Genomic DNA, 12,036 nt, shown 5'->3' on the forward strand with positions numbered 1-12,036 from the left:
CAAGCAAAAACAACCTGCTATAAGTAAGAAAGAGGAAGATACAAGAAAAACACGGCGTAAAAACCGATTCAGTTCATTGTCCTCAATCCTTGTCTGCTTCATTTTCTTTTACGAGATCGTTTTGTGAATCTTTTTCAGAGAGTTTTTGATCAATATACTTGTCAATGTTTTCATAAAATTCCTTGGTCGCTTCACTATCTAATGTTGGCGAGTTCTGAACTTGATTCACTTTCAATTGAACAGATTGAATACCGTAAGAGGCTTGTTTTTGGTGGAGTGTTTCTAATTCTTCTTCTGAAATCGGATCTCCAACAACCGTCAAGACCAATTCATTGTTACTTGACTTGTAGACTTGATTAATAACCGTATAATTGGCGAACTCTTTTCCTACAAACTGTTTGATCCCTTCTTTGCGCGCTTGTTCTATTGTCAGAGTAACTGCCGAATAGCTAGCTGGAAGAATCAACAATACAATCAAAGATATCAAGCCAATTCTCATTTTAATGCTCAGCTCTTTAAATGAAGTTAAAGGAGATTTTCTCATCAAAATTCTTGTTCCAACAATGTTGGCTAGCATGATAAAGACACAGTTGATCAAGAAAAGATAGAGAGCCCCCAATAAAAATCGTACATTCCCATTAGCTAAACCATAGCCAGCAGTACAGATAGGCGGCATCAGAGCTGTAGCAATGGCTACTCCTGGCACGATATTGTTTGCTTCTTTTTTCCTTGAACCGATCACACCAGCAATCCCACCAGCAATAGCAATGAGGACATCCCAAATGGTTGGAGAGGTTCGTGCAATCAACTCGCTACTTGCATAAGACAAGGGAGAAATCCAGAAATACAGAGTCGAGACAAGCAAACTGACCAACACTTGAGTCAATAAAACCTCTAGAGATTGCTTGATTAAACGCGTATCAAAAATAGCTAAACCGAATCCCAGTCCAACAATCGGTGTCATGAGAGGTGAAATCAACATGGCTCCTATAATGACAGCTGTTGAATTCATATTTAGTCCGATAGAGGCAATAAAAATTGCACACATCAAAATCGCTGTATCTCTCAATCGAACATGAAGGTCATCGTATAGTTTCTCGCGGAATTCACGTGTTGAATAGTTTCCGGACATTGGTTACTCCTTTTATTTCATATAATCTTGTTTCTGCATGGATGATGGTAGGGAGACTTCTATCTAAACTGACATATTTTTATTCTTACCTGTGATTCTTTTGAACATTATCTTTTAAATATCCATCAGTCCATCCTACATATTATATCAAAAATTTTACAGTCTTTCTCTGAAGAAATCAATTCATTTAAAAGATAGAGAAAGGAAGAAATTTTTGTATCCTTATCCGAAGAAGAAAAACGATATCTCCTCTGAAAGTAGATACCTTTTTAATGTTTAAACATGATGAGTTTGTAGCAGCAATCCTAGTTGATCTCGCCAACAAATCACGTGTTGAGAAATAAGAGATAAAACCTGGGACAAAATCCCAGATACTAAAAAAGAGGCTGGGACAAAAGTCCTAGCCTCTCAATTGTCTTTGAATTATCGAGCAAGACGCAGTGGTTGATTGGGCTCTACTACGCTGATTTCATCAGCTTTTATAGCCCTACTCAACTGTGCGGAGGTGGGACGACGAAATCGAATTCTAACGAATTAACGATTTCTGTCCCACTCTCTTTTTTGATGTTTCTGTTTTTACATTTGAACAATTCTACGATAGCTTCTTGAAGTAATCATAAAGATAAGTACGTAGATGAGGGCAAAGATACCACAAATAGAAAGTGTTACACTTAACATCATAGCTGTATCTACTACCCCAATGACCTTAAGAATCAAACTTAACATATGATAGGCAAAAGCCAAGTGTAGGAAAGCAAAGATTACAGGGAGGAAGAAAACAGTCAAGACCTGCTTGTTAATGGTTTGTTTGATTTGTTTTTGATCCAAGCCCACTTTTTGCAAGATGACAAAGCGTTCACGATCCTCATAACCTTCTGAGATTTGTTTATAGTAAATGACCAGTACAGTACCTACCATAAAGATGATAGAGAGGAAAATACCGATAAAGAGAATTCCACCAAAGAGAGCGTTCATTTCAGCAATTGCATCAGTTTTAGTAGTTCCATTATAAACCATAGCATCTTCACTCTTGAGATTATGGCTAAAATTATTTACATACGCATCAAAATCATCAGCTAGTTTTAACTGTTCCTCTAGACTTGCGGTGACATCCATACCACCATAAAACTGAGGGTAGACAGCAGAATCTTGGTACTGATCCAAAAAGCTTTGAAGATCTGGTACAACTAGGTAGTTAAAATCTGAAACTAAAAGGATATAGAGATTGGAAACATGGTTAGCTAAAAAATCTTGCTGGATTTCTTGCTTGATACTATACTCCTGACTGTTAAGACTAAATGATTTCTGACCTTTTAATTGGTTATTTTTAGCCCAAAGACCTACTTCATTACCAGTAAGATTTAGCTTTTGTCCAGTCATTTTTTCATAGTCTTTTTGATCAAATACTAGAAAAACTGTCTTAGGTAATTCCGTGATTTGTTCTTTAGTCATGATGGTTAATTTAGTTCCATCTTGACTAGAAAGGCCAAAGCTAGCATAGCTAAGAACGTCTTTATTGCTAATCGTCAAGTTCTTTTCACTGGCATATTGAGTCAATAGTTGGTCTAAATTCTCAACTTCAATATTATTTCCCTTTGCCTTAACATCGAAATCATGAGGATACATGATATTTTTTATATTTTCAGAACCGTTGTAGATACTGGTTGCTGCTGACATAGTAACCAAAACCATGGTGGAAAGGATGGTAATGGTTGCTAAACCGACAGCGTTTTTCTTCATACGGAAGATAAGGTTAGAAACAGAGATGAGGTTATTTGGTTGGTAGTAATAACGCTTGTTTTTCTTGAGTAAGTGTAAGAAAACTGTAATACCCGCATTGAATAAGAGGTAGGTCGCAACAATTACCAACAGGACGGCTATAAAGAAAGTAACAGTCGCTGAAACTGGATCTTTTACGCTTTGTGCTAGATAGTAGCCACTACCTAGTGCAATTAGCCCTAGTAAAGTTTGAAGGACTAAGAAACGTCCCTTCTTCTCCCCTTTTACTTTTTCACGAGATAGTTGCAGAGCATCCATACGGATGATACGTAGGGTATTTAGAAACACAAGGACTAAAAAGATAAGACCAAATACTAGAAGAATTGAAAGGACTACGGACCATTGAAAGGTTGCGACTAGCTCTACCTTCATCTTTGCAAGTTTAAGCAATATAGCAAAGATGAGATTGTCAAAGAGGGCACCAATGCCAATCCCAGAAGTCACTGTTACTAAACCAAATATCAGGAGCTCCTTGAAGGTCATACCAATTAAATGGCGCTTTTCTAGTCCCAACATACCATAGACACCCAGTTCTTTTGAGCGATTTTTCATAACAAAACTATTGGCATAAAGGACGATAATGGCTGACGCAAGGGTGACGACAAACATACCAAATCCTAGAGTAGTTTGAATGGTGGATCCTCCACGGATTTCCGCAATCTTGGGATTGAAGGTCAGAGAGTAAAAGAGATAGCTGATAGTAACTGCCAAAATGACAGACAAAGCAAAGGGATAATAGAGTTTGCGGTTTTTAATTAAGTTGGATATGGCCAGCTTAATGGTTAATCGAAACATACTAGTTCACCTCACTTGCCATAACAGTCAAGGTGTCAGAGATTTCTTGGAACATCTGACGATCCGTCTTTTCACCTCGATAAATTTGATTATAGAGAATACCGTCCTTGATGAAAAGAACACGTTTTGCACGGCTGGCCGCAGCTGTTGAGTGGGTTACCATGAGAATGGTCTGTCCTTGCTCGTTGATCTGATCAAAGATATCAAGGAGGGCTGCAGATGATTTAGAGTCTAGGGCTCCTGTTGGCTCGTCCGCAAGAAGAATTTCTGGTTCTGTGATGATAGCCCGTGCAACTGCTACCCTTTGTTTTTGCCCTCCAGAGATTTCATAAGGGTACTTCTCCTGCAATTGATTGATGCCAAGATTTTCGGCCGTCACGACCAATTTTTTCATCATTTCTGTAATAGGCTTTCTAGACAATACCAAAGGGAGTAAGATATTGTCTTTAACAGAAAGCGTATCTAACAAATTGAAGTCTTGGAAGACAAAGCCTAACTTTTCACGACGGAAGCTTGATGCTTCAGAATTTTTAATGATGGCTGTGTCAGTTCCGTTTAGGAAGACCTGCCCACGCGTTGGCTTGTCAAGCATAGCAAGAATATTGAGTAGGGTCGATTTACCAGATCCAGACTCACCCATGATAGCGACGTAGTCGCCTTTTTCAACGGTAAAGTGAATATCTTTCAGGGCTTCTACTTGGTTGCCTTGAAAGCGAGTTTTATAAATCTTTTGAACGTGTTTTACATCTAATAGTGTCATGACAATCTCCTTTTTAATATCCCATTAATTGAAACTGAGCTTGCATCATTTCGATGCCGATTTGAACTCGCTCGATATCCTTTGAACTCGGCTTACTTGTTTGTTTCTTTTGTAAAATTGTTTTCATGGTTTCTCTCCTTTTTCTTTATGCTCTAAGTTTACTCCAAAAAAAGAGGGCTTGCCATAACATAACCTTACAAAAGGGGCCTTTAATCTTACATTTTTGTAAGATTACATTTTTATCTAATTGAAGCCTTTTTTCTCACTATATCAAGGTCTAAAGAAGAGCTTGAAAGGTTTCTTCCAAGCTCTTCACAATTTTTTTCATTCAATCAGTAAATTCACTTCAGAGAACTTAATCCTCACAGTTGTTCCTTGCCCAAGTTCGGATTCTATTTGAATCTGATGTCCTAATTCTTGGCTGATTTTCCGGGTTAGATAGAGTCCAAGTCCAGATGACTGCTGGGTCATTCGACCATTATATCCTGAAAATCCACGTTCAAAGACTCTCAACCGATCACTGTTTTTGATACCAATCCCAGTATCTTTGATGCAAAGGTCTGAACCTTCCATGTAGATTTCAACCCCACCTTCATTTGTGTACTTGAGGCTATTTGACAGGATTTGTTCAATGACTACCAACAGCCATTTTTTATCCGTCACAATACTTCTATCCAAGTCATGCAGATTGATACTAAGACCTTTCTGGATAAAGAAAATGGCATATTTGCGAATGACTTCCTTGACCAGATCTTCTATATTTTCTTTCTTCAAAATCAAATCATCATGGAAGCTTTCTAAGCGTAGATATTGGAGAACGAGGTTGGTATAGGAATCAATCTTAAAAATTTCCTGCTCCAACTGTTGTTTCAGTTGGCGATCTGCCACCTCACTCACTAGGAGTTTACTGGCTGCAATTGGTGTTTTTATCTGATGAACCCAGAGTGTATAGTAGTCCACCAAATCATTATAGCGGTTTTCAGCATCTGATTTCTTTTGATAGAGTTCAGATTCGCTTTTCTCTAATTTTTCAGTTAGAAGGACTTCCATTGGTGACTTAGCTTTTCTTTCACCATAGAGCAATTCCTTACGATAACGTTGCAATTCTATCAAGAAATCAAATATCAAAAACAAAAATGTCAAAAATGTAGATAGAAAGAAGAAATAGTTAAAGTAGGGCCCTTGCTTATCAAACAAGATTTCAAAGAGAAAAAGCAAACCTGTAAGCGATAGAATAAAAGCAAAAAAACGGCTACGCGAACGGATATAAGCTAGAAAAAAACTTTTAAGTTCAAGCATGTTTCAATCCATACCCTATCCCTTTCTTGGTTTCGATAAAACCAATCAAACCTTCTTCCTCCAGTTTCTTGCGCAAGCGAGCGACATTAACAGATAAGGTATTGTCGTCGATAAAAAAGTCACTGTTCCAGAGTTCCCGCATCAAATCATCACGCGCTACGATATTTCCTGCATGTTCAAATAAAACTCGTAAAATCTGAAATTCATTCTTTGTTAAACTGATAGCTTTTCCATTGACATGCACATCCATAGACTTGGTATTGAGAATAACTCCAGCATACTCTAGGAGACTCTCATCCCTTCCAAACTCATAGGAACGACGCAACAAACCCTGTACCTTAGCTAAAAGGACCTGCTGGTCAAAAGGCTTGGTCACAAAATCGTCTGCTCCCATATTAATAGCCATCACGATGTCCATAGCCTGGTCTCTTGATGACAGAAACATAATAGGAACTTTGGAAATCTTGCGAATTTCCTGACACCAGTGATAGCCATTAAAGAGAGGCAATCCAATATCCATCAGGACCAGATGAGGCTCAGACTGAACAAATAGCGTCAGAACTTCCATAAAGTCTTCTACCATGACTACTTCGAAACCCCATTCGGAGAGCATTTTCCCAACTTGCTGACGGATTACTGGATCATCTTCTACTAGTAAAATCTTGTGCATCTGCTCCTCCTTTTTTTATATTATAGCAAAATTCTTCTCACTACTAGCGAAATTGATGCAAATCTGATATGATAAAAGTTAAGAAAGGAATTCTCATGGCCAATATTTTTGACTATCTAACTGATGTTCAATACGATTCTTTTTATGATCTTCCCTTAAATGAACTGGATGTACTTGCTTTGACAGAGCTGACTTATCTGTCTTTTGATAACTTACTAGACGAATCAGATAATCGCTTACTAGATGTCGCAACACGTGTTCCTCGTGACATTAACGTGTTGACTAATAAAGAACGTCTGCAACTCTTAGATCAACTCTCCACACACAAGCGTTTTAAAAATAGCAAGCTCTCTAACTTTGTCAACGATATTGATGAAGAACTCCAAAAGCAATTCGCTGCTATGACCTATCGTCTGAACCTAGATACCTATCTGATTGTCTTTCGTGGCACAGACGACAGTATTATTGGTTGGAAAGAAGATTTCCATATGACCTATATGAAGGAAATTCCAGCTCAAAAACATGCTCTCCAGTATTTACAGGACTTTTTTGCTCAACATCCTAACCAAAAGGTGGTCCTAGCAGGACACTCAAAAGGGGGCAATTTAGCTGTCTATGCTGCCAGTCAACTCGACCCACTTTTACAAAAAAACATTGTCGCCGTCTATACTTTTGATGCGCCTGGACTTCACAAGGAACTGACCGAAACAGCTGGCTATCAAAACATGATGGAAAGAACAAAAGTATTTGTCCCACAAGGTTCTATCATCGGGATGATGCTGGAAATCCCTGATAAGAAAATCGTCGTTCGAAGCACTGCTTTAGGCGGTCTTGCCCAGCATGACACCTTTAGTTGGCAGGTTGAAGACAAACACTTTGTCCAACTAGAGGAAATTAGTAGCGAAAGTCTCCAAATCAAAGACACTCTTAAAGAATGGGTGGACAGTGTGCCCGATGAAGAACTAGAGCTCTACTTTGATCTCTTTTTCGGAACCATCCTAGAATCTGGAATCACTTCCATCAATGATTTATCTTCTAGAAATGCTATCGACCATGTTCGACAACTTGTTTCTCAAGCCCAGACACTAGAGCCCGAGCAAGTTGAAATCTTAAAAAATCTGACACAACTCCTACTGGATGCACGTTTCCAAGCCTGGAAAAATCATTTTTAAAAAGTTAAAAGTCCCTTCCTTTATGGAGGGACTTTCTTGTTGATTCCTTATTTTGTGCTTCTGTGTTATACTAGAAACTGTAAATCTATGAAAGAGAAAATCCTATGAAAATCCATAAAACTGTGAATCCTGTTGCCTATGAAAATACTTATTATCTTGAAGGAGACCAACACCTGATTGTAGTCGATCCTGGTAGCCATTGGGAGGCCATTCGCAAGACTATCGAAACCATCAATAAACCAGTCTGTGCCATTCTTCTGACCCACACTCACTACGACCATATTATGAGTCTTGATTTGATCAGAGATACTTATGGAAATCCTCCAGTCTATGTGGCAGAAAATGAAGCTTCTTGGCTCTATACTCCTGTTGACAACCTTTCAGGTCTCCCTCGACATGACGATATGGCAGATGTCATCTGCAAACCAGCTGAACACACTTATGTCTTTCATGAAGAATACCAGATTGAAGAATTCCGCTTTACAGTCTTACCAACGCCAGGCCACTCTATCGGTGGAGTTTCATTGGTTTTCCCAGATGGACACTTGGTCTTAACGGGAGATGCCCTTTTCCGAGAAACCATTGGTCGGACAGATTTGCCAACTGGTAGTATGGAACAACTCCTTCATAGTGTCCAAACCCAGCTCTTCACCCTTCCAAACTACGATGTCTATCCAGGACATGGTCCGGCTACGACTATCGCGCACGAAAAAACCTTCAATCCATTTTTCTAAAATATAAAAACCAAGGACAATCATCCTTGGTTTTTTGATTACCAAATAATCACACGGTCTTCTGGTGAACGCCACATGCCGTCGCCTTCTTTGACATCATAGGTTGTAAAGAAGTCATCGAAGTTTGGCACTTGGACGTTAACACGGAGTTTAGCTGGGGCGTGCACATCAACGCTGGCCATGAGTTTCATCAACTCTGGGCGACCTTTCATACGCCAGATACGAGCAAAGTTATGGAAGAACTCTTCAGCTGAGAAGTCTGGTTCTCTCTTAGCAGCTTCAAGGGCAGCAGCGATTCCTCCAAGGTCGGCAACGTTTTCGGATACAGTTAGTTTCCCATTGATTTTTGCACCGTAAGATTCTTGACCATCAAACTGGTCGATAACCTTCTGCGTTTTCTCTTTAAAGGCAGCATAGTCGCTCTCAGTCCACCAATCCTTGAGACTTCCATTTTCATCAAAGGAAGCTCCATTAGTATCAAAGGCGTGAGAAATTTCATGGGCAATAACCGCACCGATACCACCATAGTTGGCAGAAGATGACTGATGCAAATCATAGAATGGAGCCTGTAGGATAGCGGCAGGGAAGACAATCAAGTTCTTTTGTGGATTGTAGTAGGCATTGACCATATGAGCAGGCATTCCCCACTCCTTGTAGTCAACCGGCTGATTCCACTTGCTCCAACTGTGCTTGATTTCTACACGCGCAAAGGCTAGGGCATTCTCAAAGAGGCTAGCAGATTCATCCACTACCTTGTCCTTATAGCGAGCTGGCAGTTCTTCTGGATAACCGATATAAGGCTTGATGACATTGAGTTTGACGATGGCTTTTTCTCGAGTTTCAGGAGTCAGCCAGTCATTTTTAGCCAAACGTTCCTTATAAACGTCAATCATGGTCGCCACTTTTTTCTCTACGTCCGCCTTAGCTTCTGGAGAGAATTTTTCGTGGGCATACCAAAGACCGAGGGCTTGTTTAAATGGTCCTTGAGCTAAATGGTAAGCTGCCTTGCGTTTGTCTTGAGCCTCTGGAACTCCTGAAAGAGCTCGTCCGTAGGCACCTGACAAGATACGAATCTCATCTGTCAGATAACTAGTCGAAAGATTAACCACACTCAAGATCAAGCCTGCCTTAAGTAAAGGCCAAGCTTCTTCACTATAGAATTGCTCTGCTGCTTGCCAGAAACGTTCTTCATCTACAATGACCTTATCAGGAACTTGACCAAGAATCGCTTGGAAAAAGTCATCCAATGGAAGGGCAGGAGCAAATTTTTTGAAATCTTCATAAGAATATGGATGGTAGAGTTTAGCATATTCTGAACTTTCTTCATTAGAGAGGACTACTGCTGCGATACGGCGGTCCAATTCCAATCGTTTCTCTAGCAAGTCTTCGATTTCTTCATCTGAGAAGTTATAGGCTTTAAGGAGATTAGAAGTACTTTCTTTCCAAAGGTTCAACAATTCCTCACGCTGTGGATGGTCTTCCGCATAGTAGGTTGTATCAGGCAAGATTGTTCCTGGAGCACTAGCCCAAAGAACATTGGTTCTAGCATCCATAAAGTCTGGTGATACACCAAATGGAAGGAAGTTTGGTTTACCAGCTAATTCAAATGCTGCTAGTTTACTTGCGAAATCCGCAAAACTTTCCAAATCCTGGTATTCCTCCAATAAAGGAAGGACTGGTTCAATTCCATCAGCTTCTCGCTTATCGAAATCTCTCACCATGCTGTGGTATTTGACAAAGTTTGCTAGGATAGGATCTTCTGGAAGATCTTCTCCTGCCAACCATTTGTCAGTCGTCGTTAGCATCAACTCTTCAATTTCTTCGTCAAGGTCGATAAAACCACCTGTTCTCGATTTATCGGCTGGAATAACAGCAGTCTTTTCCCACTCACCATTTATAGCATCATAAAAATCATCTTGATAACGTGTCATCTTGTTCTCGCTTTCCTATTTTCACTTATTCCTAGCTTAGCAAAAATCCCTGGGGAATGCAATTAAAAATACCGTCTTCTCCTGATTGTTTTCTAGTTAATATTTTAAATATTTACAAAAATTAACTTGACTTAATTTTTATTTTAATGTATATTAAAAGATAGGAGGAATATAACTGTATGATACGTATCGAAAACCTCAGTGTCTCCTACAAAGAAACGTTGGCACTAAAGGATATTTCACTAGTGCTCCAAGGACCAACGATTACTGGAATTATTGGTCCAAACGGCGCTGGGAAATCAACATTATTAAAAGGTATGCTGGGAATTATCCCACATCAAGGTCAGGCATTTCTCGATGACAAGGAAGTTAAAAAATCCTTACATCGAATCGCCTATGTCGAACAAAAAATCAATATCGACTACAACTTTCCCATCAAGGTCAAGGAATGCGTCTCGTTAGGACTATTTCCCTCTATTCCTCTCTTTCGAAGTTTAAATGCTAAACATTGGAAGAAAGTGCAAGAGGCCCTTGAAATCGTCGACCTAGCTGACTACGCTGAACGTCAAATCAGTCAACTCTCTGGAGGTCAGTTCCAGCGGGTCTTGATTGCCAGATGTTTGGTGCAGGAAGCCGACTATATCCTCTTAGATGAACCCTTTGTGGGGATTGACTCAGTCAGTGAAGAGATTATCATGAATACGCTGAGAGATCTGAAAAAAGCTGGGAAGACGGTTCTCATCGTCCACCACGACCTCAGCAAGGTTCCCAACTACTTCGATCAAGTCTTGCTTGTCAATCGAGAAGTGATTGCTTTTGGTCCGACCAAAGAAACCTTTACCCAAGCCAATCTCAAAGAAGCTTACGGTAATCGACTCTTTTTCAATGGAGGTGACCTATGATTGCAGAATTTATAGATGGATTGCAAAAATTCCATTTCTTACAAAATGCCTTGATAACAGCTATTGTTATCGGGGTCGTAGCTGGAGCTGTAGGATGTTTCATCATTCTACGTGGGATGTCACTCATGGGAGATGCCATTTCACATGCTGTCTTACCAGGTGTAGCCCTCTCCTTCATCTTGGGCATTGACTTCTTTATCGGAGCCATTGTCTTTGGACTGCTAGCTGCTATCATCATTACCTACATCAAGGGAAACTCGATTGTCAAAAGCGATACCGCCATCGGCATTACCTTTTCTTCTTTCTTAGCCCTCGGTATCATCTTGATTAGTGTCGCTAAAAGTTCAACTGACCTTTTCCATATCCTTTTTGGTAATATTCTTGCTGTTCAAGATACAGATATGTTTATTACTATGGGTGTAGGGGCAGCCATTCTCTTGTTAATCTGGATTTTCTTCAAGCAACTCTTGATAACGTCCTTTGATGAACTCTTGGCTAAAGCCATGGGAATGCCTGTCAATTTCTATCACTACTTACTCATGGTACTCCTAACTCTCGTGTCTGTGACAGCCATGCAAAGTGTCGGAACTATCCTGATTGTAGCCATGCTGATTACCCCAGCTGCAACTGCTTATCTGTATGCTAATAGCCTGAAAAGTATGATTTTCCTTTCCTCAACCTTTGGAGCTACAGCTTCAGTTTTGGGACTCTTTATCGGCTATAGCTTTAACGTTGCGGCAGGTTCTAGTATCGTGCTTACAGCTGCTAGTTTCTTTCTCATTAGCTTCTTTATCGCTCCAAAACAACGATATTTGAAACTGAAAAATAAACATTTGTTAAAATAAGGGGCAAAGCCCCAATA

At 39.8% G+C, this 12,036-nt stretch carries 10 protein-coding genes; 4 read left to right on the forward strand and 6 right to left on the reverse strand.

Annotated features, from left to right (window positions below):
• Positions 1-82: 82 nt before the first annotated feature.
• The 5 genes from QM859_RS03245 to QM859_RS03265 all read right to left on the reverse strand — a co-directional run bounded on the left by QM859_RS03245 (position 83) and on the right by QM859_RS03265 (position 6,435).
• The gene (locus QM859_RS03245; protein WP_414262106.1) at positions 83-1,132 is read right to left on the reverse strand and encodes a DUF389 domain-containing protein; all 1,050 of its coding nucleotides are present in this window, start codon (positions 1,130-1,132) and stop codon (positions 83-85) included.
• A 576-nt stretch (positions 1,133-1,708) separates the two neighbouring features.
• Entirely contained in the window at positions 1,709-3,706 is a 1,998-nt protein-coding gene (locus QM859_RS03250; protein ID WP_414262107.1) for an ABC transporter permease, read from the reverse strand.
• Between the two features lies 1 nt (position 3,707).
• Positions 3,708-4,466 (reverse strand): ABC transporter ATP-binding protein, encoded by a 759-nt coding sequence (locus tag QM859_RS03255; RefSeq protein WP_045616090.1) that lies wholly within the window; start codon positions 4,464-4,466, stop codon positions 3,708-3,710.
• A 324-nt stretch (positions 4,467-4,790) separates the two neighbouring features.
• Entirely contained in the window at positions 4,791-5,765 is a 975-nt protein-coding gene (locus QM859_RS03260; protein ID WP_414262108.1) for a sensor histidine kinase, read from the reverse strand.
• Complete coding sequence (locus tag QM859_RS03265; protein WP_000548968.1) at positions 5,758-6,435, reverse strand: response regulator transcription factor; 678 nt, start codon at positions 6,433-6,435, stop codon at positions 5,758-5,760. Before QM859_RS03265 ends, QM859_RS03260 begins: the two co-directional genes overlap by 8 nt.
• Before the next feature lie 95 nt (positions 6,436-6,530).
• On the opposite strand from QM859_RS03265, the gene QM859_RS03270 reads away from it, so the two are divergent.
• Both QM859_RS03270 and QM859_RS03275 read left to right on the forward strand, forming a co-directional pair.
• Entirely contained in the window at positions 6,531-7,607 is a 1,077-nt protein-coding gene (locus tag QM859_RS03270; protein ID WP_414262109.1) for a DUF2974 domain-containing protein, read from the forward strand.
• A gap of 104 nt (positions 7,608-7,711) precedes the next feature.
• Positions 7,712-8,341 (forward strand): MBL fold metallo-hydrolase, encoded by a 630-nt coding sequence (locus QM859_RS03275; protein WP_414262110.1) that lies wholly within the window; start codon positions 7,712-7,714, stop codon positions 8,339-8,341.
• Positions 8,342-8,379: 38 nt separating this feature from the next.
• On the opposite strand, the gene QM859_RS03280 is transcribed toward QM859_RS03275, so the two are convergent.
• Positions 8,380-10,272 (reverse strand): M13 family metallopeptidase, encoded by a 1,893-nt coding sequence (locus QM859_RS03280; RefSeq protein WP_414262111.1) that lies wholly within the window; start codon positions 10,270-10,272, stop codon positions 8,380-8,382.
• Positions 10,273-10,451: 179 nt separating this feature from the next.
• On the opposite strand from QM859_RS03280, the gene QM859_RS03285 reads away from it, so the two are divergent.
• Together QM859_RS03285 and QM859_RS03290 are read left to right on the forward strand one after the other, a co-directional pair.
• On the forward strand, positions 10,452-11,174 hold the full coding sequence (locus QM859_RS03285; RefSeq protein WP_075228047.1) for a metal ABC transporter ATP-binding protein: 723 nt from the start codon (positions 10,452-10,454) through the stop codon (positions 11,172-11,174).
• Complete coding sequence (locus tag QM859_RS03290; RefSeq protein ID WP_006148893.1) at positions 11,171-12,019, forward strand: metal ABC transporter permease; 849 nt, start codon at positions 11,171-11,173, stop codon at positions 12,017-12,019. The genes QM859_RS03285 and QM859_RS03290 overlap by 4 nt, the downstream gene beginning before the upstream one ends.
• Positions 12,020-12,036: the final 17 nt, after the last annotated feature.

Source organism: Streptococcus infantis (assembly GCF_047463175.1).
Lineage (GTDB): Bacteria > Bacillota > Bacilli > Lactobacillales > Streptococcaceae > Streptococcus > Streptococcus infantis_AC.

Bases quoted from the DNA above. Each gene is read 5' to 3' on its own strand.
- QM859_RS03245 (WP_414262106.1), bottom strand. From the start codon at position 1,132: ATGTCCGGAAACTATTCAACACGTGAATTCCGCGAGAAACTATACGAT.
- QM859_RS03250 (WP_414262107.1), bottom strand. From the start codon at position 3,706: ATGTTTCGATTAACCATTAAGCTGGCCATATCCAACTTAATTAAAAAC.
- QM859_RS03255 (WP_045616090.1), bottom strand. From the start codon at position 4,466: ATGACACTATTAGATGTAAAACACGTTCAAAAGATTTATAAAACTCGC.
- QM859_RS03260 (WP_414262108.1), bottom strand. From the start codon at position 5,765: ATGCTTGAACTTAAAAGTTTTTTTCTAGCTTATATCCGTTCGCGTAGC.
- QM859_RS03265 (WP_000548968.1), bottom strand. From the start codon at position 6,435: ATGCACAAGATTTTACTAGTAGAAGATGATCCAGTAATCCGTCAGCAA.
- QM859_RS03270 (WP_414262109.1), top strand. From the start codon at position 6,531: ATGGCCAATATTTTTGACTATCTAACTGATGTTCAATACGATTCTTTT.
- QM859_RS03275 (WP_414262110.1), top strand. From the start codon at position 7,712: ATGAAAATCCATAAAACTGTGAATCCTGTTGCCTATGAAAATACTTAT.
- QM859_RS03280 (WP_414262111.1), bottom strand. From the start codon at position 10,272: ATGACACGTTATCAAGATGATTTTTATGATGCTATAAATGGTGAGTGG.
- QM859_RS03285 (WP_075228047.1), top strand. From the start codon at position 10,452: ATGATACGTATCGAAAACCTCAGTGTCTCCTACAAAGAAACGTTGGCA.
- QM859_RS03290 (WP_006148893.1), top strand. From the start codon at position 11,171: ATGATTGCAGAATTTATAGATGGATTGCAAAAATTCCATTTCTTACAA.